Origin of the sequence: Bacillus clarus, from assembly GCF_000746925.1 — a bacterium.
Lineage (GTDB): Bacteria > Bacillota > Bacilli > Bacillales > Bacillaceae_G > Bacillus_A > Bacillus_A clarus.
In genome coordinates, this window is sequence record NZ_JMQC01000008.1 from 111,196 (window position 1) to 137,762 (window position 26,567).

Annotated in this window: 28 protein-coding genes, 4 pseudogenes and 1 riboswitch; of the genes and pseudogenes, 8 read left to right on the forward strand and 24 right to left on the reverse strand. The window is 34.5% G+C overall.

Going from position 1 to position 26,567, the window contains the following annotated elements; all coding sequences use genetic code 11:
* Positions 1 to 195: 195 nt before the first annotated feature.
* The 11 genes from DJ93_RS01285 to DJ93_RS01335 all read right to left on the reverse strand — a co-directional run bounded on the left by DJ93_RS01285 (position 196) and on the right by DJ93_RS01335 (position 11,734).
* Complete coding sequence (locus DJ93_RS01285; protein ID WP_042978836.1) at positions 196 to 573, reverse strand: hotdog family protein; 378 nt, start codon at positions 571 to 573, stop codon at positions 196 to 198.
* Between the two features lie 148 nt (positions 574 to 721).
* The gene (locus tag DJ93_RS01290; RefSeq protein WP_042978837.1) at positions 722 to 1,969 is read right to left on the reverse strand and encodes a DUF1015 domain-containing protein; all 1,248 of its coding nucleotides are present in this window, start codon (positions 1,967 to 1,969) and stop codon (positions 722 to 724) included.
* 13 nt (positions 1,970 to 1,982) lie between these two features.
* Positions 1,983 to 3,155, reverse strand: a complete 1,173-nt coding sequence (locus tag DJ93_RS01295; RefSeq protein ID WP_042978838.1) for a phosphoglycerate dehydrogenase — start codon at positions 3,153 to 3,155, stop codon at positions 1,983 to 1,985.
* A 12-nt stretch (positions 3,156 to 3,167) separates the two neighbouring features.
* Positions 3,168 to 4,250 carry a 3-phosphoserine/phosphohydroxythreonine transaminase gene (gene serC / locus DJ93_RS01300; RefSeq protein WP_042984091.1) on the reverse strand — a complete coding sequence of 361 codons (1,083 nt, stop codon included), beginning with the start codon at positions 4,248 to 4,250 and terminating at the stop codon, positions 3,168 to 3,170.
* A 210-nt stretch (positions 4,251 to 4,460) separates the two neighbouring features.
* The gene (locus DJ93_RS01305) at positions 4,461 to 4,652 is read right to left on the reverse strand and encodes a DUF378 domain-containing protein (RefSeq protein WP_042978839.1); all 192 of its coding nucleotides are present in this window, start codon (positions 4,650 to 4,652) and stop codon (positions 4,461 to 4,463) included.
* 88 nt (positions 4,653 to 4,740) lie between these two features.
* Entirely contained in the window at positions 4,741 to 5,799 is a 1,059-nt protein-coding gene (locus DJ93_RS01310) for a glycoside hydrolase family 113 (protein ID WP_042978840.1), read from the reverse strand.
* A 147-nt stretch (positions 5,800 to 5,946) separates the two neighbouring features.
* Positions 5,947 to 6,264 carry a protealysin inhibitor emfourin gene (locus DJ93_RS01315; RefSeq protein ID WP_042978841.1) on the reverse strand — a complete coding sequence of 106 codons (318 nt, stop codon included), beginning with the start codon at positions 6,262 to 6,264 and terminating at the stop codon, positions 5,947 to 5,949.
* 38 nt (positions 6,265 to 6,302) lie between these two features.
* On the reverse strand, positions 6,303 to 7,364 hold the full coding sequence (locus DJ93_RS01320) for a M4 family metallopeptidase (RefSeq protein WP_042978842.1): 1,062 nt from the start codon (positions 7,362 to 7,364) through the stop codon (positions 6,303 to 6,305).
* A gap of 183 nt (positions 7,365 to 7,547) precedes the next feature.
* A complete protein-coding gene (locus DJ93_RS01325; protein WP_042978843.1) occupies positions 7,548 to 9,941 on the reverse strand; it encodes a penicillin acylase family protein in 2,394 nt (797 codons plus the stop codon).
* Positions 9,942 to 10,088: 147 nt separating this feature from the next.
* Positions 10,089 to 10,856, reverse strand: coding sequence for a hypothetical protein (locus DJ93_RS01330; protein WP_042978844.1), 768 nt, complete (start codon positions 10,854 to 10,856; stop codon positions 10,089 to 10,091).
* Positions 10,857 to 11,281: 425 nt separating this feature from the next.
* Entirely contained in the window at positions 11,282 to 11,734 is a 453-nt protein-coding gene (locus DJ93_RS01335) for a hypothetical protein (RefSeq protein ID WP_241484242.1), read from the reverse strand.
* A gap of 98 nt (positions 11,735 to 11,832) precedes the next feature.
* Between DJ93_RS01335 and DJ93_RS33040 the strand changes: the two genes are divergently transcribed.
* Positions 11,833 to 12,003: a hypothetical protein gene (locus DJ93_RS33040; RefSeq protein ID WP_181969248.1), complete on the forward strand. Its 171-nt coding sequence runs from the start codon at positions 11,833 to 11,835 to the stop codon at positions 12,001 to 12,003.
* Between the two features lie 396 nt (positions 12,004 to 12,399).
* Positions 12,400 to 13,878: an Lsa family ABC-F type ribosomal protection protein gene (locus DJ93_RS01340; protein ID WP_042978845.1), complete on the forward strand. Its 1,479-nt coding sequence runs from the start codon at positions 12,400 to 12,402 to the stop codon at positions 13,876 to 13,878.
* Positions 13,879 to 14,078: 200 nt separating this feature from the next.
* Here the strand turns inward: DJ93_RS01340 and DJ93_RS01345 are convergent, their stop codons facing one another.
* From DJ93_RS01345 to phaZ, 4 genes are all read right to left on the reverse strand, one after another.
* Positions 14,079 to 14,279: an NETI motif-containing protein gene (locus DJ93_RS01345; RefSeq protein WP_042978846.1), complete on the reverse strand. Its 201-nt coding sequence runs from the start codon at positions 14,277 to 14,279 to the stop codon at positions 14,079 to 14,081.
* Positions 14,263 to 15,459, reverse strand: coding sequence for an MFS transporter (locus DJ93_RS01350; RefSeq protein WP_042978847.1), 1,197 nt, complete (start codon positions 15,457 to 15,459; stop codon positions 14,263 to 14,265). The genes DJ93_RS01345 and DJ93_RS01350 overlap by 17 nt, the downstream gene beginning before the upstream one ends.
* Positions 15,460 to 15,571: 112 nt before the next feature.
* On the reverse strand, positions 15,572 to 15,802 hold the full coding sequence (locus DJ93_RS01355) for a hypothetical protein (protein WP_042984092.1): 231 nt from the start codon (positions 15,800 to 15,802) through the stop codon (positions 15,572 to 15,574).
* Between the two features lie 75 nt (positions 15,803 to 15,877).
* Positions 15,878 to 16,780 (reverse strand): intracellular short-chain-length polyhydroxyalkanoate depolymerase, encoded by a 903-nt coding sequence (gene phaZ, locus DJ93_RS01360; RefSeq protein WP_042978848.1) that lies wholly within the window; start codon positions 16,778 to 16,780, stop codon positions 15,878 to 15,880.
* A gap of 189 nt (positions 16,781 to 16,969) precedes the next feature.
* Here phaZ and DJ93_RS01365 point away from each other — a divergent pair, with 189 nt between their 5' ends.
* The 4 genes and pseudogenes from DJ93_RS01365 to DJ93_RS01380 form a co-directional block, all read left to right on the forward strand.
* Entirely contained in the window at positions 16,970 to 17,389 is a 420-nt protein-coding gene (locus DJ93_RS01365) for a MarR family winged helix-turn-helix transcriptional regulator (protein WP_042978849.1), read from the forward strand.
* 18 nt (positions 17,390 to 17,407) lie between these two features.
* Positions 17,408 to 18,607 carry an MFS transporter gene (locus DJ93_RS01370; protein WP_042978850.1) on the forward strand — a complete coding sequence of 400 codons (1,200 nt, stop codon included), beginning with the start codon at positions 17,408 to 17,410 and terminating at the stop codon, positions 18,605 to 18,607.
* A 98-nt stretch (positions 18,608 to 18,705) separates the two neighbouring features.
* A complete protein-coding gene (locus DJ93_RS01375) occupies positions 18,706 to 19,968 on the forward strand; it encodes a serine hydrolase domain-containing protein (protein WP_042978851.1) in 1,263 nt (420 codons plus the stop codon).
* A gap of 109 nt (positions 19,969 to 20,077) precedes the next feature.
* Positions 20,078 to 20,882 (forward strand): annotated as a pseudogene (locus tag DJ93_RS01380) (TIGR00366 family protein); the annotation flags it as partial.
* A gap of 284 nt (positions 20,883 to 21,166) precedes the next feature.
* Here the strand turns inward: DJ93_RS01380 and DJ93_RS01385 are convergent.
* The 5 genes and pseudogenes from DJ93_RS01385 to DJ93_RS01405 form a co-directional block, all read right to left on the reverse strand.
* Complete coding sequence (locus tag DJ93_RS01385) at positions 21,167 to 21,649, reverse strand: CcdC family protein (RefSeq protein WP_042978852.1); 483 nt, start codon at positions 21,647 to 21,649, stop codon at positions 21,167 to 21,169.
* Between the two features lie 13 nt (positions 21,650 to 21,662).
* A complete protein-coding gene (locus DJ93_RS01390; RefSeq protein ID WP_042978853.1) occupies positions 21,663 to 22,061 on the reverse strand; it encodes a DUF2871 domain-containing protein in 399 nt (132 codons plus the stop codon).
* 46 nt (positions 22,062 to 22,107) lie between these two features.
* Positions 22,108 to 22,482 (reverse strand): HsmA family protein, encoded by a 375-nt coding sequence (locus DJ93_RS01395; RefSeq protein ID WP_042978854.1) that lies wholly within the window; start codon positions 22,480 to 22,482, stop codon positions 22,108 to 22,110.
* A 233-nt stretch (positions 22,483 to 22,715) separates the two neighbouring features.
* Positions 22,716 to 23,429 (reverse strand): ABC transporter ATP-binding protein, encoded by a 714-nt coding sequence (locus tag DJ93_RS01400; RefSeq protein WP_042978855.1) that lies wholly within the window; start codon positions 23,427 to 23,429, stop codon positions 22,716 to 22,718.
* A pseudogene (locus DJ93_RS01405) lies at positions 23,429 to 24,148 on the reverse strand (ABC transporter permease); the annotation flags it as partial. The gene DJ93_RS01400 and the pseudogene DJ93_RS01405, both read right to left, overlap by 1 nt.
* Positions 24,149 to 24,283: 135 nt before the next feature.
* Between DJ93_RS01405 and DJ93_RS31985 the strand changes: the two are divergent.
* A pseudogene (locus DJ93_RS31985) lies at positions 24,284 to 24,410 on the forward strand (TIGR00366 family protein); the annotation flags it as partial.
* Between the two features lie 39 nt (positions 24,411 to 24,449).
* Here DJ93_RS31985 and DJ93_RS01410 read toward each other — a convergent pair.
* From DJ93_RS01410 to DJ93_RS01425, 4 genes and pseudogenes are all read right to left on the reverse strand, one after another.
* The gene (locus DJ93_RS01410) at positions 24,450 to 24,803 is read right to left on the reverse strand and encodes a type I restriction-modification system subunit M N-terminal domain-containing protein (protein WP_042978856.1); all 354 of its coding nucleotides are present in this window, start codon (positions 24,801 to 24,803) and stop codon (positions 24,450 to 24,452) included.
* Between the two features lie 44 nt (positions 24,804 to 24,847).
* Positions 24,848 to 25,069, reverse strand: a pseudogene (locus DJ93_RS01415) (NAD(P)H-dependent oxidoreductase); the annotation flags it as partial.
* 30 nt (positions 25,070 to 25,099) lie between these two features.
* Positions 25,100 to 25,489: an SWIM zinc finger family protein gene (locus DJ93_RS01420; protein ID WP_042978857.1), complete on the reverse strand. Its 390-nt coding sequence runs from the start codon at positions 25,487 to 25,489 to the stop codon at positions 25,100 to 25,102.
* A 277-nt stretch (positions 25,490 to 25,766) separates the two neighbouring features.
* Positions 25,767 to 26,027, reverse strand: a complete 261-nt coding sequence (locus tag DJ93_RS01425; protein ID WP_042978858.1) for a hypothetical protein — start codon at positions 26,025 to 26,027, stop codon at positions 25,767 to 25,769.
* Between the two features lie 101 nt (positions 26,028 to 26,128).
* Positions 26,129 to 26,227, reverse strand: a riboswitch (SAM riboswitch).
* A gap of 121 nt (positions 26,228 to 26,348) precedes the next feature.
* Here DJ93_RS01425 and DJ93_RS01430 point away from each other — a divergent pair.
* Complete coding sequence (locus DJ93_RS01430) at positions 26,349 to 26,540, forward strand: hypothetical protein (protein WP_042978859.1); 192 nt, start codon at positions 26,349 to 26,351, stop codon at positions 26,538 to 26,540.
* The last annotated feature ends 27 nt before the right edge of the window (positions 26,541 to 26,567 follow it).

The following is a 26,567-nucleotide window of genomic DNA, read 5'->3' on the forward strand; positions in this document are numbered from 1 at the left end:
AAAGTATGTTAAAAATTTTGATTATAAGGCAGTACATCAAAAAAGATGTACTATTCATGAAACAAACTCCTTTTCAAGTTTCTCTCATTGAATTATTACATCGAGTGTTTAAATCGTTATAGTACAAAATTGCACATCTATCTTACCTAATTTTTCAGTCTTGTTAAAAGCGATACTACATATTTTTATAAATAATTAAAGAATTATTCCTGAAAAACTTCCCTTTAATACTTCTTTTTCATGTTGATTCATACATGTAAACGTCGCAGTAATTTTTGTACGACTTTTTTCATCCAGTTCAAATTGTTCAATAATTACGTCACAACGAATCGTATCACCACTAAAAACGGGGCGCAAAAATTCAAAATCCATCTTGCGAGCCAATACATTATAATCACCGCCAACTTTCGTAGGCAGTGTCGATGTTAAAAGGCCTTGTACAACAAATCTTCCTTGTTCATCTGGTGTAACATGATGAATTCCCTCATCCTTAGATACCTTCGTAAATAAAACAACATCTTCTTTTGTAAATGTTCGCTCAAAGGTGATTTTTTCGCCGATTTGCAATTCCATCCATATCCCTCCTTAATAACATTTCACAATTCACTTCACTTTTCGAATACACAGTTAACTAAAATGATGTTCCATTTCTTAAATAAGAAAAACCGAAATTAAAAATCATTTCGGTTTTTCAAAACTACAGAAGTCCATTTTTCTATATTTACTTTAACGAATGAATAAACAACCCACTGCGAAGCTTCGGTTCAAACCACGTTGATTTCGGTGGCATAACTTCCCCTGCATCTGCAATCGCTAATAAATCTTCCATCGATGTTGGGTATAACGCGAATGCTACTTTATAATCTGCGTGGTTTACAAGACTTTCTAACTCTTCTAACCCACGAATACCACCAACAAAGTCGATGCGTGCGTCAGAACGAGGATCATGTATTTCAAGCACTTGACTTAATAAATGATCTTGTAAAATAGATACATCTAATCGTTTTACAAGATCATTCGCATCAAATGTTTCTTCCTTCACGGTTAACTTATACCATTTCTCATTTACATACATCCCAAATGTTTTTGGCTCATTTGGTTTATAGGGAGAAATACTCGCCTCTTCCACATAAAAATACTGCTCGACTTGTTTTAAAAACCGTTCTTCTGATAAGCCGTTAAGATCTTTCACAACACGATTATAGTCCCAAATGGATAATTCATCATGAGGAAATAAAACGGATAAGAAGAAATTAAACTCCTCTTCTCCTGTATAATTCGGATATTGTTCTCTTCGCATCATTCCAACTTTTGCAGCAGATGCGGAGCGATGATGTCCATCTGCAATGTACAAGTTAGGGATCTTTTCAAATGATTCTACTAATTTTGTAATCACGTCATAATCCGTAATTTTCCACGCAACATGTTCGATTCCATCTTCAGCTGTAAATGTATAAATCGGCGCATGTTCTTCTTGCCAGCTTATAATTAACTGTGTTACTTCTTCTTTTGAACGGTACGTTAAAAAGATAGGACCAGTATTCGCATCACATACATCTACATGACGAATACGATCTTGTTCTTTTTCATGGCGTGTCCGTTCATGCTTTTTAATTGTATCATCAGCATACTCATTAATTGATGTACAAACGACAAGTCCAGACTGCGTTCTTCCTTGCATCGTCAGTTGATAAATGTACAAGCTTGGCTCCTCGTCTTGCATGAACACTTCTTCGTTTATAAAGCGTTGTAGATTCTCACTTGCCTTTTCATATACGCTATTATCGTAAGGTGAAACGGCTGGATCCAAATCAATCTCAGCTTTATCGACATGTAAAAAAGAATAAGAATTCCCTTTTACAACTTCTCTTGCCTCTTCACTATTTAATACATCATAAGGTAAAGCTGCAACTTGTGCAGCTTTTTCTTCTACTGGACGAATGGCCCGAAACGGTCGGATTTTTGCCAAGTTCCTCTCTCCTTTATACAATCATTCGAACGGCTACAACACCTGTAATTTTTCTTATATTTTCAACAACATTCTCTTTTATTATATCATCAATTCCATTATCAATATCAATCATTGTGTACGCCCAAGAATGCTTACTACGGTTAATCATATCAGCAATATTAATATGGTGTTCTGCTAAGCATCCTGTAATTTGCCCCACCATGTTTGGAACATTTTGATGCATAATTGTAATTCGTTTCTTTCCAATATACGGCAGTTCTACATTTGGATAGTTTACTGAATTGCGAATATTACCAGTCTCTAAATACTCTCGCAATTGGCGAGCTGCCATTACTGCACAGTTTTCTTCAGACTCATACGTAGATGCCCCCAGATGAGGTGTTGCTGTTACATTTTTCATTTTTATAACATTTTCATTCGGAAAATCTGTTACGTAATGCTTAATAATCCCTTCATCTAATCCTTTTCTTAAAGCGTCCTCATCTACAAGTTCTCCCCTTGAGAAATTGAATAGACGGATCCCTTCTTTCATTGTTTCTAGAGCGTGTTCACCTATAATTCCCTTCGTTTGATTCGTAAGAGGAATATGTAATGTTATATAATCACACGTTGCAAAAATTTCATCTAAACTAAACGCCCTCTGCACTTGCGTAGAAAGACGCCAAGCTGTTTCAACTGATATATATGGATCATATCCAACAACATCCATTCCTAAAGATAACGCGTCGTTTGCAACGAGTGCACCAATTGCTCCAAGGCCGATAACACCTAGGCGCTTTCCTGCAATCTCTAATCCTACAAATTGTTTTTTACCAGTTTCAACAAGTTGCGGTACTTCCTCTCCATCTAGGCCTTTCGTCCAGCTAACTCCATTTATAATATTACGGGAAGACATAATAAGACTTGCTATAATGAGTTCCTTTACTGCATTCGCATTGGCTCCTGGCGTGTTAAATACAACAATTCCTTTTTCCGTACAACGCTCTACCGGAATGTTATTTACACCAGCGCCAGCTCTTGCAATTGCCTGTAAATCTGCTGAAAATTCTTCTTGATGTAAAGAATAACTCCGTAGTAAAATACCATCTGGATGCTCTATTCCTTCTCCTACTTCATAGCGATTACCGTCAAAAATTTGCAACCCTTTTTCTGCAATTTGATTTAGTGTTTGAACACGAATCATTTCCCCATCTCCCTATCTATTCTCAAGCTCAAATTCTTTCATATAATCTACTAATTTTTGTACACCTTCAATTGGCATCGCATTGTAAATACTAGCACGCATACCACCAACTGAACGATGACCTTTCAAGGTAACTAGCCCCCGCTCCTTAGCCCTTTGTAAAAACTGACTATTCAGCTCTTCTGACGGTGTCGTAAATGGAATATTCATAAGTGATCGATACACAGGATCAACTGGTGAAGTAAATAATTTAGATTCCTCTAAAAAATTATAAAGAAGTGACGCTTTCTTTCGATTTAATTCTTCAATCGCAGATACCCCGCCTTGTTCTTTCAACCACTCTAGTACAAGTTTCGTTACGTAAATACTAAAAGATGGCGGTGTATTATATAAGGAGTTATTTTTACTATACGTTTCATAGTTTAACATGGCCGGACAAGAGACTGGAGCCTCTCCAATTAATTCTTTTTTTATAATTACAATCGTTAAGCCAGCTGGTCCTAAATTCTTTTGTGCACCCGCATAAATGAGACCAAACTTCTTAACATCATATTCTTCAGATAAAATATTTGAGGACATATCAGCAACAAGTGGAATCCCCTCTAAATGCGGTATATCCACATATTTTATCCCTTCAATCGTATTATTCGTTGTGATATGTACATAATCTAGTTCCAAATCATTCTTTGAAACATCTATTTTAGGAATCGTTGAAAACTTCTCTTTTTCAGAAGAAGCAATCACCTGCACCTCTCCTACTTTTTCCGCCTCTTGAAGTGCCTTCTTAGACCATGAGCCTGTAAGCACATAACCAGCTCTCTTATGCTTACTCATTAAATTTAACGGTATCATAGAAAATTGTAATGAAGCTCCGCCCTGTAAAAATAAAATGTCATAGTCATTAGGAATGTTCATTAATTCACGAAGCAAACTACTCGCTTCATCAATAATACTTTGAAAATAAGAAGAGCGATGACTCATTTCCATTACAGACATGCCTGTCCCGTTATAATTCAAAAACTCCTTTTGCACTTTTTCTAAGACTGGCAAAGGGAGTATAGATGGTCCCGCTGAAAAATTATAAACTCTCTCCATCACCTGGATGACCTCCCTATTTCTCATTTTTTCTATTTTTTAAACTTTCTGAATTATAACCCATATACAATATACGGTCAATTTGTTTTCCGACATTAAGGCGCAAGACGCAATGGAATCGCTTGCAGTTACATACACTTTTTTATATACATGCAAAAAAGTGTTAAGTACATGATTGTACTTAACACTCTAATCATAAATGTATAATAGCTAATTGTTTGTAAAGAACCGATCAAAAATTTGATAAATAGCCGAAAGACCAAAGAGCCAATAAATGGTATCCACAAGAGCCGGCATAGAACCAAACCATTTCTCAACTACGTTATAATCTAGCGCTACAAACAACCAATTCAAACCGCCAAGAATCACCAAAATTATTGTAAGGTAAGACAAAAATTTCATTATGATTGCCCCCTAGGTGATAAGATGGTGAAAGGCCTTTCACTAAAATATATGTATTAGATTCTAAAACTTACCTATTTTATTAAAATTATTTTTTAAACCATCCATTAATAATTGCCTCTGCCTCTTTACTATGTATCTGATACGAATGATTTCTATCGTTAGAACCAATAAACCAAATTGAAAAACCTTTAAAATACGCCTTCGGTTCTAACACATCACGATAAACACGCCATCCGTTATATTGAACTTCTTTTGAAAACATGTTTGAAACGTCTGGATTCCATGGATTTTGTAATCCAAATTCACGCGCTGGTACATTGAATCCCCCAAAATAAACTGGTTTTCCTGTTGCTTTATGTAATCGTTCGAGTTGCTGCACGATATTTTGACCACGATTATATACTGTCGTTGCAAATAAACTTTGTTTCACTTCTTCGTATGTTGGATTTTTCTTATCTGAAACTTCAAACCAACTATCGATACTTACAATATCCACCTTTTTTAAATAAGGACGATTTATTTTTTCGATAAACTTCACTTCATACGATGGATCCCAACTTGCAGTTAACCACCAATTCATCTGATACAAAATATTTCCTTTATACTGCTGGCGGACAAAATCGATCGTATCATTCCAGTATCCTTCTGCATATTCCATATTGACGAAATTAGAAGCAATCTTTAATCCGTAAATATTGTACTTACTTGTGATCGTATTAAAAATATCTTGCAATACAACCGTTTTCCAATTCCAGAAGAAATCGTTAATATTACTCGGATTCCACTCCGTTTCTCCAACATTCCCTTGCTGAATGAACGGGAATGGTTCAACTATAACTTGTATATTACGCTTTAATAATTCTTGAATTAAAATAATAGCTTGTTTCTTTTGAGTTTGGTTGATTACCATGTTAGTAGAGTTTACATTCGGAATATCTACTTGAATAGGTACATTCACCGTATTTAAATTTAAACGTTCCACATCTTCTAACACTTTTGCTACATTTCCTACTTCCCATACTGTTACATTTCCTGCTTTTATTTTCCCAGCTTGAACAGTATTTACATCTGCCTGTACATTTCCTTGAAAACGAAAAGAAAACAACATGATAAACACTCCTAAAATGCTTAATACTCTTCTCATTTACTTCCTCCTTTATATTCCCATCAAATAACTATTTTATACAACTATAGATTCATATTCCAACAAAAGATATTTTCAAATAAATGATTAGATGCATTCAACAAAACAAAAAGAATTCACTATGTAGAAATAGTGAATTCTTTTTTATTATTCTTCCATTTTTTCCGCAATCGCCAAATTACGTAAAAAATCTAGTAACGGATGAACTTCCTGTGGGGCTGTTACATCTGTAAACGAGAAGGATTTTGGATTTTTTCCATCTTCTATCCTTAGCTGATAAGAAAAAGCATCCGCACCTTTGGCTGTAACACCCTCTAGTTCACTTAGTTTAAGATTATGAAGATTTGCTTGCTTAATTAAATAAAGTAATTCTTCAGCTTTTTCCTTCGGTAAATCAACCGTATCTGTCTGAAAGGTTAAGTGAAGGTTAGCGATTCCTCCAATACAGCTAAATTGGATATGCATATTAAATTTAAGCCTCCAATTCATAATAAAAAATCTATCTATGAAGGTAGTCCCACCGATTTAAAAGTAGATTCAACCGTTTTTACAGCTGTTTTAGGAACTTCTCCACTATCAACAAGCTTTTGGGTTGTTTTCATTATAATTTGCGTAAATTGATTAAAGTTTGTAGTCGCAAATAGATTTTGTATTGCATGATACCAAATCAAAGCTGCCTTATCTGTTCCAATCTCCATGGATACAAGATAAAAAACTTTATTTGGTATACCGCTATTAATATGGACACCATGGTGATCGAGATCTCCTTGATAATAATTTTTCATATGGTCAGGTTGCATATCCTTACCCATTAATTTATTATTAAATGCCGTACCAGGTGCTTTCATTGAACGAAGCGCTTGTCCTTTTAATGTTGGCCCCATTATATCAGCACCAATTAGCCAATCCGCATCTTGTGCTGTTTGCTTTAAATAAGCTTGCTTAATCGTTATTCCGAATACGTCTGAAATATGTTCATTCAAGGCTCCAGGCTGTCCTTCATACTCCAATCCGCTAGTGAATTGAGTAATACCATGCGTAAGTTCGTGCCCAATAACATCGAGTGAATTTGTGAAATTTGTAAAAACAACTCCATCTCCATCGCCAAATACCATTTCAACACCGTCCCAATAGGCATTTTGAAAATTATGCCCATAGTGAACATTTAGAATAATATCTAACCCATTGTTATCAATAGAATTGCGGTGGAACACATTCTGAAAATAATCACGCACAATCCCGGCATAATCGTATGCATGATTAACCGCATTATCCCGACTCGATCTGTCTCCTTCTTTTCTAACTTCATTTACCCTAAGATTTGTTCCCCCTTGGCAATCGTAAACATGGCGAGCAGACTCGCCTCGCGTTCCCGTTCCAGCATCGGTTAAATCGACAACTCGATTAATATCATACTCTTTCAAAATTCTGCGTTTTCTAACTTGTTGACTTTTTTCTAAACTAATTCGTGCGGCTTCTACCTCATTTTGTGCTAAATTCTCCAAAATATAGTTAGGTACAATAAAACATTTACAATTATTATGCAAAGGACATTTTGTTTGCAAATTTAACACCCCTTTATAATTGTAGTAAAAGACAACTCGATTAAATTTTTTCTTATTCTATCAAGTTTAAAGGGCTATAGTAGTACTTATCTACTATAATAATTCTTCTACTATTTATATAGCAATTCCTTGTTTCTTTCAAATTTTCTATAAACATCGTGACTGTATTTCAGAACACAAATCTTATTTCGGCTTTAAAGTTAATACTTTTCCGTCCATTCCGTCTGTATTCAGAGTAGTCGGATGATACTCTCCATTCACCCAATCATTTATTTGATCATGATACCAGGCACTTCTAAAATGCCCTGATTGTCCTGGTCCTACTATATGATAACCGTTTGACATATCTTTCGTATCAATAACAAATCGCCAAGAAGCACCGTGATTTACAATACCGTCATCCTCGTAGCTCGCTGCTTGAACCGTAACTTTACTCCCTCCAATCGGAACAGGTTCTTCACGATTAAAAAAGAACGCAAGTATATGAGAAGATCTTGAAATAGGATGTGTAAAAGAAAGTTTATGATATTCTCCCCACTCCCAATCTACTACATTCGTTCCATATTGTTTTTGAAGCTTCTTCATTACATTTGCATATGATGTATGTAAAACTTCTGTGAAGCCTCCATACTTAGAAAACCAAGCACTATCTTCACCAATTACTTGTTTACGAATTAATTCATCCACGACTTGTTGCTTCCCTTCAAATAATCCCATCACATCTTTCGGTATTTCTTTTGAGAATAATGTATTAGAGATTTCCTTCATTAATAAATGAAAAATTAATGGTGCTGCTTCATCTTTACTATCGTAAAAATTCCACTTCGTTAATTCCTTTACCCCCTTTTTCTCTACGTCTGATAAAGTCATCTTATTTAACTCATTTAAAAATATTGGAACAAACTCTTTTGCGTATAAATTTTTTTGATCCATTTGTAAGTTCTCTAAGTCTTTAACTGTATATTTATCCTTCTCTTGTAAAAACTCTTGAATACGCATTTGTCGGTACGGCTGCGCCCACGTATTACTAATATGGTAAGGATAATCGTCATTCACAATTTTATTATTAGCTGTCGAAATAAAACCTTGTTTTGGATTTATCACCTTTGGAAGCTTATCAAATGGGATATATCCTTCCCATTCATATTCGTCTGTCCATCCAGGTACAGGTAAACTACCATCACCTTTTTTACGGATCGGGATATTTCCATTTGCTTTATAGGCAATCGTTCCATCTGCTGCCGCAAATAAAAAGTTTTGAGTAGGCGTATGAAAGTCTTCTAGAGCGGATTCAAATTCACTCCAATTTTTTGCTTTATTCATATTTAATACTGCCTTTAATTCAGCTGAAGGTTCTAAAGCTGTCCATTTTAAGGCGAAAACTGTTTTTTCTTTATCCTTACTCTTATCCGCAAATTCTGAAATAACCGGACCATGTCTCGTAATCATAACTCTATAAGGGACTGTTTTTCCGCCCTTTACTTTAATAGATTCATCAACAACGGTTGCCTTTTCCCACTTATCGTTATACAAAAATTCATTTTCATTATTAGGATTTCTCTTTTCAATATATAAATCTTGTACATCTGGTCCTGTATTCGTAACGCCCCAAGCAATTTCTTTATTATGCCCTAACATAACACCCGGAACGCCTGCAAAAATAACTCCGCTCACATTTACATCTTTCGTTTCTAACTGCGTCTGATACCATATTGATGGCGTCGCAAGTGAAAGATGAGGATCATCTGCTAAAATCGGCTTGCCAGACACACTTTTCTCCCCGCTTACAACCCAATTATTACTACCATTAAATTCAGGCGGAATAACCGTCTTTGAAAAGCTTTGTACTACATTCACATCCACATTATTTAGTTCAGCTAATAATCTAGGTGCATCTTTCGGATAAGCTGGAAACAGCTCAGAAGCTTGCTCCTTTGAAAGGTTTTTTAGTGCCCAATATCGGAACGCTTGCCCATGCCAATGTCCTCCTAAGTCAAAAGCCATATACTTTCCAATCGTTAAAGAATCAATTGGTGACCATTCAGCTGGTTCATAGCCTAATAGAGTAAACTCAACTGGAAATTTCTTCTCTTCTTTCGTTTCATGTATAAAAGTATTTACCCCATCGGTAAACGACTGTAAAGCGTACTTCGCCTCCCCATCATATTGACTTAAAGACGCTTCTGCTGCACGTCTCAGACCTAACGTGCGAAATAACTTATCTTTATCAACTGCTGCCTCTCCAACAACTTCACTTAACGCCCCAGAAGCTTGTCTTCTACTTAAATCCATTTGAAACAAACGATCTTGCGCTTGCACATATCCTTGAGAAAAATATAAATCATGTGCATTTTCAGCTTTAATATGAGGTACACCTTTACCATCTCGTTTTACCGTAACTGAATGTTGTAAACCGTCTAGTTTTATTGTTCCCTCTATCTTTGGCATGGATTTCATCGTAAATACGTTCAAAAAAATCGCAACACAAATAAACAAAAAAAGAACAATACTACTAGACCAAATAAGAATTTTTTTCTTCTTACTTCTTTTCGGTCTCTGCTTTACAACGACTTCCATTCACCTTCGCCCCCCTTTCCAATTTATTCGCTCCTACTGTGAAAGAACCTTTAAGAAAGTGAGAATAAAACTTCACGACACTTTAAAATCATGAATCCTATCAAAGTAATGAAGCTAGGATTCATACTTCTCATTACTTATCCGTCACTAAGGATCATGCAAACTCAATATCTCTTCCGTGCAAGGTACATTCCTCTCCCACTCTTCATATTCAACTAAAAACTTCTCAGTCTCACACACAAAAGACGTTTCCTTCTTCCTAAATTTCGCTGTCGCTTCCTCTACTTCATTGAAATCCTCTTGTAATTCTCCTCCCCATTTACTTAATTCCTCCGCAGCATAAGACGACAAACTACCGAAGTTTTGTTCATAAAACATGAACACATTACTACTTGGATTCACCTCATTTATTTCTGCTTCTACTTTTTCTACTTCTTCCTCATCATCTTCACAAACTTGAAGAACTTTTTTGGAAATCAATTCAACTTCTTCATCCGGCATGCCAAAACACTCTAGTAATAACGGAATATTCAACTCTTCCTCCAAACATCTTCTAAGAAACATATGTACAAATTCTTTATTTTTCACAGTCTTCAGCTCCCGTAACACGCACTTTTCTATGTTCGTATTTAAAATAGGGTTATAGCTTAGCCAATTTATAATAAATAACTCCTTCGTTTCCGCATCATATAAGATCTTCCCGTATTCAACAAACCGGTTCACTAACTTCTCAACAGTCTCCATACTGTAACCAGTTTCAAGCTCTGCCAAACGCTTTGGTAATATGTAAATACCACATTGCTTCGTTTTCGTACCAGTTAACAAATATATGTAAAAATAACGCTCTTCTGGCGTTAAGTCTAAAATAAATTCATCTTGCCAAAAGCTCACCTGCATATTTCGATACACCGCCATATGTTTTCCCTCCACCCTTTATTAGTAAATAGGAAAATTCCAATCCTTCAATATAAATGTAGGAATGAGCAAACGGTTTTGGCATTCGAATTTAAAATTTTTTTTACTACTACTACGACGGTTTTATTTTTTGTTCTTGTAGTTGTTTTTGTTTTGTTTTTGTTTAATGATTTATTACTTGGTAGGGGCTTATAAGGGGCTTATATAGTGTTTTTATTTCCATCTAATAATTCTAAATTAGATTTAATCTCCTATCTGATTCTTAATTACACATGTCTTCTACAATCTTCGTACAAAGTTCCCTAAACCTTCAATCCATATTAGTTTTTGTGTTCTGAAGGGTAATCAATTGAATTTGCTATTTCAACTAATACTTTTGGTGTCACCTTGTCATAAACCCTTTTATCCACACTAAGCATATACTGCTAATTCTCCTTCTCGAAAACTAATACATTAAAACCAGAAATATTCATATATGTAGCTTGAATGTCATTTTTTAGCTTATAAACACCTAAAACATGCGTATCTCTTATTGGGATTTTATGCTTAACAGGTCGCACATCAATTTTGTAATGATTCTCAGGAGATTGATCACTAATACATTCGACTTCAAACGAATCATTCGTTTCGCCTTCTAAATCAGTAAATCTTCCAAAATAGTGTGTGAATTCAATAGGAGGAACTCTAAATGGCCGTTGTAAGTCTTGTTTGAAATGTCTTTCAGCTTCCCTTACAGCTTCTTCGACAGTTGTATATCCATTTTCAGGATAGATTTGTTCAAAAGGTTTTGGTTTATCATTTGAATTTGCAAGAACGTTATTTACAGTGGTTATTTGAAAAAAAACAAACAATAGGAAAAGGCGAACAATTTTATTCATCGACACCACCCTAATCATTATTAGGTGTATCCTTCCCGACGTCCAGCTGAATATCCTGATTTGTGAAATAATTCATACAGATTAAGCATGTATATGTTGTGAGTTTGAAATTAAGTCATGATGTTTGTAAAAATGATGCAATGCTTTATCTCTTTGATCGAAGAATTTTAAATGAGTTTGGATTATGTGAAGAAGATTCTGATATTGCATTCCATAAAAAAGAATGTTACTCTAAAAATAGAATTATGAGAGGACTGATGGGTGAATAATGATTAACTAATCTATATTTTAATTTGAAATTAATAACTTCAAACTACAAAATATAGGGTTAGTCTATCCATTTTTTTACAAATCAGTTCATGCTTTATTTATCATGATTCCGATGATTAATAAGGACTTATTGAGTATAAGTGAAAGACTAATCCTTCCAATTGCAAATTGGGAGGTTTTTTTATTCTCTTATAGATAAGTCGATATTTATTAATCCGTAACTTTAACCCAACAAATAAAGGAGAGAGAAAAATGAGTAATTCAGACACTATTGTTACACATGTAATGCTCTATATAAGTCGTTAGTATCCATCAAACTTATATGGAGAAATTAAAAAATTGATGGATATTCCGACTTTATATGAAAAGTTTCGATATATAAAGGAGGAATTATTATGTCAATGATAAAAGTTCAAGACTTAACTTTTTCATATCCAGGTAGCTTTGATAATATTTTTGAAGGTGTAAACTTTCAAATAGATACGGATTGGAAACTAGGATTTATCGGTAGAAACGGACGAGGTAAAACGACATTCTTTAATTTATTATTAGGGAATTATGAGTATAGTGGGAAAATCACTTCTTCGGTAGAATTTAATTATTTCCCTTACCCAGTTTCAGATAAGAACAAGTTTACTCATGAAATCCTTGAAGAAATTTGTCCCCAAGCAGAAGATTGGGAATTTCTTCGTGAAATATCCTATTTAAATGTTGATGCCGAGGTCATGTACCGACCATTTAAAACATTATCAAATGGAGAACAAACAAAGGTGTTGCTTGCTGCACTGTTTTTGAATGAAGGTCAATTTCTATTAATTGATGAGCCAACAAATCATCTAGATACTGATGCACGAAAGATGGTCTCTGATTATTTAAGGAAGAAAAAAGGATTTATTTTAATTTCACATGACAGAATCTTTTTAGACGGATGCGTTGACCATATCTTATCTATAAATAGAGCAAACATTGAAGTTCAAAGTGGTAACTATTCTTCTTGGAAGTTAAATTTTGATAGACAGCAAGAACACGAAGAGGCTACAAATGAGCGTCTACAAAAAGACATAGGGAGATTAAAACAGTCTTCCAAGCGTTCAGCAAGTTGGTCTCATCAAGTGGAAGCTTCCAAAAATGGAACAAGGAATTCAGGATCTAAGTTAGATAAGGGGTTTGTAGGACATAAAGCTGCCAAGATGATGAAGAAAGCGAAGAATCTTGAAGCAAGGCAACAAAAGGCGATTGAAGAAAAGTCAAAATTACTAAAAAATGTGGAGAAAACTGAGTCATTAAAATTAGAACAATTGAAATTTCACTCAAATGAATTGATTGTTTTAGCTGATGTATCTGTTAAGTATGATGACCAAATAGTGAATGAGCCAATTAGCTTCATAGTTGAACAAAGTGACCGAATTGTACTTGATGGAAAAAATGGGAGCGGGAAAAGTAGTATCCTAAAACTAATTCTAGGACATCTGATACAGCATACAGGCTCAGTTAATTTAGGTTCAGGGCTCATTATTTCCTATGTCCAACAAGATACTTCTCATTTAAAAGGGTCGTTATCGGACTTTATTGAAGAGCACGGGATTGATGAGCCGTTATTTAAATCCATCCTACGTAAGATGGATTTTGACCGAATTCAATTTGAGAAAGATATATCTCATTATTCTGGTGGACAAAAGAAAAAGCTGCTTATCGCTAAAAGTTTATGTGAAAAAGCTCATTTATATATATGGGATGAACCATTAAATTTTATTGATATTTATTCGCGCATACAGATTGAAGAGCTTATTCAACAATTTAATCCCACAATGGTTATTGTTGAACATGATAAGGCATTTCAACAAACAGTTACAACAAAAACTATATCTATGTAGTTCAAAGTGAATGATTGAAGATATAATCAGTAACTCAAGTCATTAAACTATAGGGCGTTTTAATGGAATGCTAAAAAAAGTCTAAGTTCTCTACAATAAATTGTAGGGAACTAACGAAAATAATCCATCCAACTCGTATACGAATTGGATGGATTATTTTGTATCAAAAAAAGAGAATCCGTTATTTATATAGCCCCTCTTTACTTCAATTTCCCCTCAAAAACAATTTTTCTTCCGCACGGTTCAACTACTGTTTTCCCATCTTTCTTCACTTCATGAAAGATGGGCTCTTCCATACGACGAGAAGGCGCATATGCCTCTTTTTCCATACGTGCTAAACAGTCTGTTATGGTTTCGTTTTCTAGTACTTCAAATTTTTTCTTATTAGGTTGTTTTGTCATGCCCTAACCTACTTTCTATTTTTCTTGATGCAAATTGACTTTTCATATACATGATATATAACAGTGCAAGAATTCCCATTATAATCATAACCGCTATAAAAAAGCTTGTATACTGTATTTTTTCTATAAATATACCTCCTAATACAGGTCCCATAATACTACCTATACTAAAGGCGATTCCCGACAATATATTCCCAGCTGGTAATAAGTGTCTCGGCAATAAGTCTGTCATAAATCCAAGACCTAAAGAGAAGCACGATCCAATTACCATACCTGCTAAAAGCATACATCCAAATACGATCCAGTAATATTGATCAAATACTGCAGCAAATAAGAAAATAATTGTACTTATGCTGAATGTCCACGTTAAAATACGATCTCTTCCGTACCTATCACTTAATATACCGAGCGGAATTTGCGTAATAATTCCTCCGATTGCAAATGCAGGTAGTAAAAAGGAGACATCAGCAACAGACCATCCTTTCCGAAGTGCATACACTGGTAAATTACTATTTAACATTGCCTCAAGTACACCATACGCAAGAGGACCAATAAGCGCAATCCACGCTAATCCAATGACTTGCTTATAACGAGAAAATGATGATTCATTTTTTGATCCTGCCTCATCTTGTTCTGGAAATGCATTTTTCGTTGGTAGTAATAAGAGCCATCCGATTAAACAAAGTATAGTAGATATGATAAACGGCGTTGCAAGACCGTACTGTACAGTGCTCGCTAAATATGGACCAACTGCAAAGCCAATTCCAAAGAACACACCGTATATAGATACTTGCCTACCTATCTTACTCGGATCAGATGTTGTTGTAATCCATGTTTGTGTCCCGACATGAAGCATATGATCTCCTACTCCAACTAAAAACCTAAGAATAAACCATGCCCAAAATGAAAATGTTTGTGTGAAAAAGAATAATGAAATAATAACGAGACAACCACCAATTACTATAATTGGCTTCATTCCAAATCGTTGCATCGGTTTTTCTAACCACGGTGAAATAAATAAAATTCCAATGTATAATGCCGTCGCATGAATACCGTTATAACTTGAACGAACCCCTTCTTGTTCAAAAATCATTGCGATTGCAGGTAAAAGCATCCCTTGCGACAATCCAGAAATCGCAACAATACCGACCATAATCCAAAATGTAAACCGTATTGACATTCTCTTCCCTCTCCCTTTCATGCTCACCAATTTTCATTATAAACTGTTTTTAAGATGCGTGTACGAATATTAGCAACAAAAAAAGAAGTTAAAAGAGTAATCTTTTAACTTCTTATCCATCCCAAACTTGTGCTTTTACATTATGATAAAAGTTTTTAAAATATGGGATTTCATAAAATGAATGACCATATAAAAATGGCTGCACTGGTGCTTGTTCTGGATGCACTTGTGAATACGTGGCTACAACTGGTGTGAATACTTGCATATACAGAGGCTGAATAAAAACTTTTGTATACATATGTTCATTGTACGGAGAATGAACAACGAATGACGGTTTATGCATTCTTAAAACCATTACTAATCCCCCTTTACATACAAATGATATAGCATATGCAGCATTTATATATTTTGGGATGAATTATTTACTATCTAACCACTTTGTTACATGCCCAATGAATTCATCTAAACAATCAATAAACGGAGAATGTCCGCAATCTTCTAATATGACTAACTTCGCATTCGGAAGGTTTTTTGCTAATTCCTCTCCAACTACTTGCGGAACTACATAATCACGATCACCTTGTACAACAAGTGTTGGTACTTGAAGGCGATGGATGTGTCCATTCCCTTGCACAACTCCATTATGTTCATCTGAAATATTAAATGTAATTAAAGAGTAGTTTACGTCAACAAAATTACGCTGCGTTAACATATCATCTAAATATTTTTCGTAACGCTCTGGTTCTGGTTGATTATGAGTATAAATTAAAAGATTCCAGATTGTACGATAGTATAGTTTATTCATGTTTTTTATTGCGTCTAGAACCGGGGCAATTTGTACTGGATCTTGTGCAATCTCTTCTTTCGTTTTTAGTAAGCTTGATACAATTGGTTGCCCATTAATATCCTTTTTGAAAATTGGATATCCTTTCATCCCAACTGATTCTACTAAAATTACTTTCTCTACAAGTTTCGGATGAGTTGCAGTAAATTCCATCGCAACCCCCCCGCCCATTGACCACCCCATTAATGAAAATTTCTCTAATTGTAATTCATCTATAAATAGTTTTATATCCTCTACAAAGTCTTGCAACGAATCTATCGACTTATGATAAGTTGATTGTCCAAAACCTCTTAAATCCATAGCATAAATATGGTATCGATCTTGTAACTTCTCAATAACTAAATCCCAATGTTGGGAAGATGTCATATTTCCATGAATGAGTACAAGTATTTCTTTATTTTGCCTTCCAACCTCTTGATATGCGATCGTTTCTCCATTTGATAATGAAACAAACTCCATTGTTGCAGGCTTAATCATCACAAGTTTCCCCCATTCTTTTCAATAGAAAGAAAATTCTCTACTTAATTTCAGCATACCATTTAGAATGTACGTTCTCAATATAAAATCTATACGATTTTTTAACATAAAACAACATGTCTATCACTAGACAATTCTAATAAAAAGGTATATAGTTAGCTAGGTAACTAATTTGAAAGGATTAAACTAATGGACGAAAAACAGCATTTTTTTCACATTGTCAGTCAAACTTCTCGAAAGTTTACAAAAAAATTTAATGAACGTGTTTCACCAACAGGCTTATTTAGTGCGCAATGGGCTGTCATCTTCCGAATCAATCAAACTGGCCCTTGTACCCAAACTGAGTTATGCCAATACTTAAATGTTGAATCACCAACAATGACACGCACACTAACACGTATGGAAACGATGGGCTGGATTATTCGAACCGAAGGAAAAGATCGCCGTGAAAAACTCATTTCCTTATCGGAAACAGCGCTAGAAATGATTCCAGTATGGCAAGAAGAAGTGGATGCTTTTGAGGAAAAAGCTTTGCAAGGCATTCATAAAGACGATTTGCACAATGCATTTGAAGTACTACAAACCGTTATAAAAAATTTAAATGATTAATTATTTGGAGGGATGACGATGCAAAGTGAGAGACTTTGGACGAAAGACTTCCTTGGAACTTGTTTTAGTAGTCTTTTTCTCTTTTTAACGTTTTACATGCTTATGACTACCCTGCCTGTCTATGTCATAGACGGCTTAAAAGGAAGACCAGAAGAGATTGGTTTAGTGGCAACCGTTTTCCTTATTTCTTCTGTTTTATGTAGACCATTCACAGGAAAATGGCTTGATGATTTAGGTAGAAAAAAAATATTATTTATTTCTCTTTCACTATTTTTAGCCGCTACTGTTATGTATTTCGGAGCACAAAGTTTATTTTTATTGCTTGCTCTTCGTTTCTTACACGGTATTGGATTTGGAATGGCAACGACAGCTACAGGAACAATTGTAACAGATGTTGCTCCGTCGCATCGCCGTGGTGAAGCACTTGCTTATTTCGGTGTATTTATGAGTTTACCGATGGTAATCGGTCCTTTTTTAGGTTTAACAATTATTTCTCATTTTTCATTTACTGTACTATTTATAGTATGTTCTATCTTTTCATTATTGGCATTTTTATTAGGCTTATTTGTAAATATTCCACATGAAAAACCAGTAAATAAACAAAAACAAGAAAGAATGAAATGGAAAGACTTACTTGAACCATCTTCTATTCCGATTGCTCTTACAGGATTTGTTCTAGCGTTTTCTTATAGTGGTATTTTATCCTTTATACCTATTTATGCAAAAGAGCTTGGTTTAGAAGATATCGCAAGTTACTTCTTTATTGTATATGCACTTGTTGTTGTGCTTTCTCGTCCATTTACAGGAAAAATATTTGATCGTTTCGGTGAAAATATACTTGTCTATCCATCTATTATTATCTTTACAATTGGGATGTTTATTTTAAGTCAAGCGCAAACTTCACCTTGGTTCCTCGGTGCAGGAGTTTTAATCGGTTTAGGATATGGAACTTTAATTCCAAGTTTCCAAACAATCGCTATTTCTGCAGCCCCAAACCATCGACGTGGTTCAGCAACTGCTACTTATTTTTCATTCTTTGATAGTGGTATCGGATTTGGCTCTTTCATTTTAGGTATCGTCGCTGCAAGATCCAGTTATCATAATATGTATTTTATTGCAGCTATTATCGTTGCATTTACTTTACTTCTTTATTATGGATTACATGGCAGAAAACAAAAATTCAAGAAGCAACAGACAGACGGACAAATATCTGCTTAATATCAATAAGGAAAGTAAACTTCTCTGTTTACTTTCCTTATTTTGTATTTCTCTACAGACGAGCGTATACTTACATTAGAAATAAAGGAGGTACTTACATGAATTTTAAGAAATCTCCCCTGCTATTACTTATGCTGACATTATTATTCGTAATTACAGGGCTTGGTTTTACTTTTTTCAAACACAATAAAACAGCTCCATCTAAAGAAAACGTGACGAAAGAAAATTGGTTAAACGACCCTTACTTACGTTGGTCCTATACACATATGAAAGAATTCACGTTAATTAACGAAGTGAAAAACAATCCAATACAAATAACTCCCTTCCCGACTGCGTTACAAAACTTAGATGATTTCTCTGTTAAACGCGGGTATGGAAATACGATTCCTTTAAAAAAACTATTAGATCAAAATAAAACAGATGCATTTGTCGTTGTGCATAATGGAAAGCTTGTTTATGAGCAATATTTCAACGGGTATAAACAAAATGAGCCGCACGGAATGGCGTCTTTAGCTAAAGTATTTACCGGTGCACTTATACAATCTTTAACTGAAGAAAAGCGTATTGATGTAAATAAAACTGCTGAAACTTACATAAAAGAATTACGTAATACACCATTTGGAGAAGCGACAATTCAGCAACTAATGGATATGCAAGTATCCGTTGAATACCCTACACACGGATATATGCAACCAGGATTAGAAAACCAAGATGCACAGCTTTATTTAGCTAGCAATATCCTTCCACGGGGCAAAAATTATGATGGCCCTATGAAAATTTATGATATGTTACGAGAGGCTGAAGAAACTGCATCACCAGGTTCATCTTTTTCTTATAATAACGGTTCAACCGAAACACTTGCTTGGATTATTCGAACTATTACGGGAAAATCATTAGCTGAAAATGTAAGTGAACGAATTTGGTCACAAATTGGTATGGAAGAAAACGCTTATTACGTAACAGATGAGACAAAGATCGAACAAGCTAGTGCCGGTTTAAATGCAACTGCGAGAGACATGGCACGCTTTGGTCAATTACTTTTAAATAACGGTCAATATAAAGGAAAGCAAGTTATCCCTGCCTCTATTGCAGAAAGTGTAGAAAATGTACAAGAAGGTGAGCTTGCTATTGGACAGGGCGCTTCTATTTCTTATCATAATCAATGGTGGATTCCGCATAATGAACAAGGTGCTTTTGAAGTGTTAGGAAGTTATGGTCAATCTCTTTATATAGATCCGAAAGCGAATATGGTCATTGTACATTTCTCATCTAATGCCGCTCCGAGCAATGAGATACATTCTATTTATTCAAATATGTATGTTGATATCGCAAAACATTTAGAAAATCTTTCACAGGAGTGAAAGATTTTCTCTAACTATAAAATTCAGAATCTTAAATCTATTAAAAGTTATTGTTAAGGTTGTCTCGAACATTGCAATCAACATATATATGCAAGAAGGTTGATTTATTTTGTTTCGTTCATTTACAAATGGTTGCGTCGCCCTTGTGCAACGTTTTTTACCAGATCTCCTTATTTTATCTTGCTTATTGACTGTTTTCGTCATCTTCTTCGGTATGTTTGCAACGCAACAATCTCCAGTAGAAATGATTGCCCATTGGGGAAATGGCATTTAGGGACTTTTAGCCTTTTCTATGCAAATGGCACTCGTACTTGTTACAGGATCTGCTTTAGCACAAACGCTCCCCTCATCCGCAAAGGACTAACAACAGCTGCGCAACTACCTAAAACGAGTGGGCAAGGTATTATTGCTATTTCTATCATCAGTTTATGAGGCGCGTATATTAACTGGGGATTCGGTATCGTTGTCTCTGTTCTATATGCAAAAGAGGTTGCAAGATATTTAAAAGGGCTCGATTATCGACTCGCAATTGCTTCTTCCTACTCTGGCTTTCTTATATGGCATGCAGATCTTTCTACTTCTATCCCTCTCACACTCGCATCGGGAGGCGAAACGTTACTAAAAACAACGGCTGGTAGTATTAAAGTAGCAATTCCGATAACAGAAACTTTATTATCTCCGTATGCGATCGTACCCGTCATTGTCTTCCTCAGTACGATGCCACTCATTAATAGAGCGATGCACCAGATGCAAATCATACAATTACAGTGGGTCCAAGTGTATTTCAAGAGGAGGCGGCTGCTCAAGAAGTACATCAACAAACGTTTGCTGAAAAAATCGAAAATAGTATTTTAGTTACGATATATATCGGCTTATTAGGCCTCATTTATATTTTTCATTACTTTAGTACGAAATGATAAAACCTAGTCTTTCTAAGTAATGTTCTCAAAATGTTATAAAAGTAAGCATATTAATTAAGATCATTTGATTTGAAGTATTTAGAGAAAGTATGGCTATACATGCATCAGCTTTTGGGCAACATAATGCATATATAGAATCAGTTGTGGAGAATAGGGGTATTGTGTTTTCTTATGATGAGTATAGGAAGTATGCGTGAAGCCCCTCTATACATTAAAATAAATAACCTGAGTCCGATATTGTACCAGGATCAGGTTATTTAGAGATGTGTTTTTTCCCATTAAAGGCTTTTGTCTACAAACTGCATTTCCCGCTGCAATTTTATAAATGAACGGTACATTCCAATTCTCCAAGAGACGATCATCGCAAAAGCGAGTAAGAAGAACATACCGCTTAATTGTCCTAAATCAATTGATTGACTTAAATATGATTTAAAAGCAATGCGAACAACAAGTAAACCGACTAAAATAACTATAAATGCTTTAGAAGGTATTAAATAGATGTCTTTTCCACGCATTTCAAATTTTGACGTTTTAATAAGAAAAATAGAGAAAAATAAACCAACGATAACTGCTTCTAGAATTTCTGTTGTTGTTAATCGAAATTCTGGTAAGAAGTACATAGAAGCTCCCGTACTCATAAAAATTGGTGGGAGTATAATTTTTTTAAGTGTTACAGGTTTCTTTGCTGATTTTAAGCGTAGAAACATCATTCCAACAGCCATACAAAGAGCAATAATACTTGATAGAACAGCTAAGCTCATATTTGACCTCCTTTTATCCTTTGTATGATTTCTTTAATAGAATCATAAACCAAACGAGACCGGCACCGATGATAGAATGAGACATTCCTGCAATATGACTTAATCCTTTAAAATCAGTTCCATTGATTTGAAGAAGTCCGCGGGCCGCCATTGAAGAAACTGTTAAAATCAATCCTACATTATAGACGATAAACCACATGTTAAAACTTTTTGCTTCATGGAATGCAAATGATTTTGATAAGGCTAAGGCAATTAAAAAGAATAAAAATCCAAGAACTAGTACATGTTTGTGCAAAAGGTTCAGAAGAGTAGTGCCTTGAATTCCTTGTACTTTTGCATATTCTCTTGCAAATATACCTGATAGTAAACCGATAATTAAATATGTGAACGATGCATTATATAACTTTTTCATCATATACCTCCTAAGGTAGTTTTAGCAATGTTGATTTATAGGCTCATTAAAAGCTATTTGTCATTCCGTATATAAGTCCAGAAATATATGGAATTAGCCAAATGAACCATACGATAACACTTAGTGTGTGGAATGTTGTCATCATTTTTGTATCTTTTTTTATTAACACAATTGTTGCCCAAACAGCATGAAATAGCATAAGTAAAATTGCCGATAAGCCTGTTATTCCATGGAAGCTGAATAGGGATCCTGCTTCTGCCATTTTCTCCATTAATGTGGTCCCAATCGTATCACATGCTAATCCAAGCCAGAAAATAATGACATGCCACAATTTTAATGTCTTTTGAAATTTTTCACTCCATACTCCGATTGTATAAAAAATGAGTGCAGCTGTAATAAATGTAATAGCAGATGCTAACACGTTCATAATTCTCATGTAACATGCTTTATATAAAGCATGTTACATGAGAATTATGAATAGAATATGAACACAATATTACATGGATATTTCGCTAAATTATTATATTTAAATTTAATTGTAATATAAACAAAAAATTTAAAATGTGCTGTTAATTAAAGAAAACTCTCTTATCCCCCTAGTCAAATAGAAGATAAGAAAGTTTTTTAAAAGTCACTATTATTGTACACGTGTTTTTACACTTCGTTTTCCCGTAGTAATTTTCCATCGCGAAGTGTTAAAATTCGATCACATACGTCAAGCATTTTTTCATCGTGTGTAATCATAATCGCTGCTTTTTTATTTTTCTTAACTTCATCTTTCATTAAGTCAACTACTTCTCTAGCACGTTTTGAGTCAAGACTAGCAGTAGGTTCATCAGCTAAAATTAAATCTGGATTATTCATAAATGCACGAGCGATGGCTACACGTTGTTTTTCACCACCTGAAAGTTGGTTTGGATAATGATTCATTCGATGGGATAATCCAAAAGTTTTCAATAATTGTTCTGCAAATTTGCCAGCTTCTTTTTTATCTTCTCCCTTTAACTTAGCGATATATAAGAGTTGCTCTTTCACTGTTAAGAAAGGTACGAGATTTGCAAATTGAAATATAAATCCAATTTTTCTTAAACGAATATCGGTCATCTCTTTTTCTGATAAACTTGTTATATCTTGACCAGAAACATAAATATTTCCTTTTGAAGGAGATAAAAGTGCACCTGCAATGGAAAGCAATGTACTTTTCCCAGAGCCAGATGGACCAACAATACCGATAAATTCGCCTTCTTTTACATCTAATGTAATTGGGTGTAAAGCTGTTACTTCTGTTTCTCCTTTTCCATATACTTTACTTACTTGATTCAATTTTAATAATGACGATGGGATGTCCCATTTTAATTCTGCTACCATTACATGCCACCTCCGATTGCTTCTAATGCATCTACTTTCAATACTTGATACAGAGAAATTAGTGTCCCAAATATACTAATTAAGATAAAGATACCCGCATATTGTACGATTGTTGTTGTTGTTAATAAGAATGGCATACTAGCTGGTAAAACAGCTTCGACAGCAAAGATTAAACCAATACCGATGATAAGAGCAACACCAGATAAGACTATAGACTGTACAACTAGAGTATTTGCTAAATACGAGTTTTTCGTTCCAATTGCTTTTAATACACCTAACTGATGTGTTTTTTGTAATGTAATGACATAGAAGAAAACACCAATTAATAATGCTGAAATTACAAGTAAAAACGCAATAATCATCGTTAATGTTCCCTGTTCTTCTTTATAACCCGGAATACTTTGTAGTACTTCTTTTTTATCAACAACTTTTGCATTATCGATTTTTTTATCAGTATTTAGAGCGATTACACTGTAATCTTTTTGATGTGGCAGTGCAATGCTGTCCCATACATTTTCATTCATATGAACAACAGGTGAATGACTAAACATTTGATTTTGTGTAAATCCGACAACTTTGAAAGCCTTTTTAGAAATAGGATCTACTAGTTCATCTCCAAGTTTGATCCCTTTTTCTTTGATAGATTCATCAGCAATGATTTCATTGTTTTCTAACGTACCGTTTTTTCCTTCAATTACTTTTGGAGCAATGAATGTATCTCAAAATTTCATCTTGATGGCCATGTGGTACTGCTCTATCGCTATCAAGCTAAGCTTATGCAAAGTCAATTTTAGGCGAGATTGTTTCTTTTTTCTAAATGGAAGTTTACTTAATATTAGCTTAATAGGCATGGCGCGTTGCTCGCATTAGCGATTGCTGGATTAGGTGCTCAAGATATTATGGGGTTTTGTGTCATCCATTTACTTTATGCAGGCGTAATCATTATTATGTTTTACAATTATAACCAATCTAAAAAGCTAGTCTTATACTAACTTTTTTACACAATAAATACTGTATATTTCATTCATTTTCTATACATGCAATTACCATTATCCACGTTTCAGTTGAAAGGTTTATTCGTTTGTATGCAAACAATTCCTCACAAATATGTTCAATGATGAAAGGGTTTCTTCTCAAAAAATCCCACTGTAATACTTTTGGTACATAATATTTCTCGTACCCTTTACTTCCCTTTATTATCCCATCAATCTCCCGCTCACAAATGCCTTTTATTAAATAATCCGTTCTTAATTCTTGCCGCACTTTTTTAAACTTTTCACTACATTGCTTCAATTGAAGTAAACAAACGATATACATACGAAATAGTTCGTCATCATAATTGCAACACTTCATAATACGATCAATTTCATTCATAATTTACGAACCTCTTCTTCGATTTGTAAAAGCCATTTTTCACGTAGGGTATCAACCTCTTTGATTAATGTTCTATATTTCTCCGTCTCTTTTTCATATAGTAAATCACGTCTTTTCTTCCCTTCATTAAAAATAAGTACTGGATTAAATTTCCCCTTATATAAATCAATCAATATCACAGAATGATTTGTTTCTTGGAGTCCTTTTTGTACATGTTGTAAAATCGCTGCATTAAAACTTGAGGGATTAGGATGGGCGTATATAATTAATACATTTGCTACACCCCCCTTCTAAAGTTAAAGCTTCCCTTTCTTTAACATCTTCTCTACTATTTGTACATTTTTAGAGCTTTGTAACAAGCGTCTTAATACTACCATTAACTCTTCTTTTCCTAGATTATTTAGCTGCTCTTCAACTTTACTCTCACCGGTACTTTGAATTTCATAAACAACCGCCGCCATATGTTTACAATAATTTTCATAAGGACATTCACAGCTACTTTTTGTAAAATCTTCAAGATCAATACTCACTTCATAGTTCCTTGCATTCCCAGTTACAAAAGCAAATACTTTGTTGCTATGTATTTCAACATCTTCTACATGTCCTTCTTCATAATATTCATATCCTCTATCTATAATGTACTTCGGAATCCATTTCCTTATCTCTGCTAATAAATAAGCGTACATATAAAACACCTTCCTTAAATTCCCTTTTGACTTCCAAGATTCTGCATGTTATTCTATTACTTGTCAAGTAGCAAGTCTATTTGGCAAAACAACTGACACCTACTCGGCGAAGGTGTCTCTTTTCGTTTGTAGCCGATATGAAGTGCCTCTTTCAGGCACATTCAACTTTTGACACTACACACTCAACACCATTCCCTTGTATCAGGCTGCTTTAGCAGTCTTTTACTCTACATACTTCTTTCAATTTCCAGTTAAATCATGACATAAAAAAGAGAGCTTAGCTCCCTTTTCTCACCTGATAAAATACCCCTTTTTCAGCATAGAGATATTCATCATCAGCTAAAGTAATTTTCCCATCCAGTTTCAGTTCATCTAATAGTCTTGATAAATAAAATTGGTGTAACATTTTTTTCGTGAATTTTCCTTCATGATGCGAAACGATATGTTCTTGAATATCTAATAGTGAGATTGGCTTATCTTGTTCCATCATATATTCATATACTGCATTACGCAGTTTTACGTATTTTTCGAGTGTCACAGTGCAATTGCAACCCCTTTCTTCTTATTTTATGTTTTCGTAATCGGTTTTTTTATAATAAAAAAACCTCTCCGATAAGAAGAAGTTACGTTTATATCTTCGTCTTATCTCCCAGAACAAATATGTTCTGCTGGAATTAGCACCTGCATCGCGGTTGCTGGGTTTCATCGGGCCAGTCCCTCCACCTCTCTGGATAAGAAAATATTCACTTTAAATCTTACTATACCGATCTTTTTTGTAATTGTCAAACAAATATAATAAGTTATATTTTCTTTTTTCGTGTTCATACTACAAGTATATGTTCAAAAGGAGGAATATATGATGCAAAAAAATGCCCGTGGATACGTCCAAGATTCATTTCATTCTTTACAGGAAGCAAAGCATTGTTTAGAAGATGCGTTAAAAACCGTTGAAAAAGATAGTAATCGAGAACGCATTGAGCAATCGCTTCAAATCGTAGAGCAAGCTTTACAAAGATGCGATTATACGGTTCATATTTTAGAACAAGAATAAATAATCCCCATCTCAAACGTAGATGGG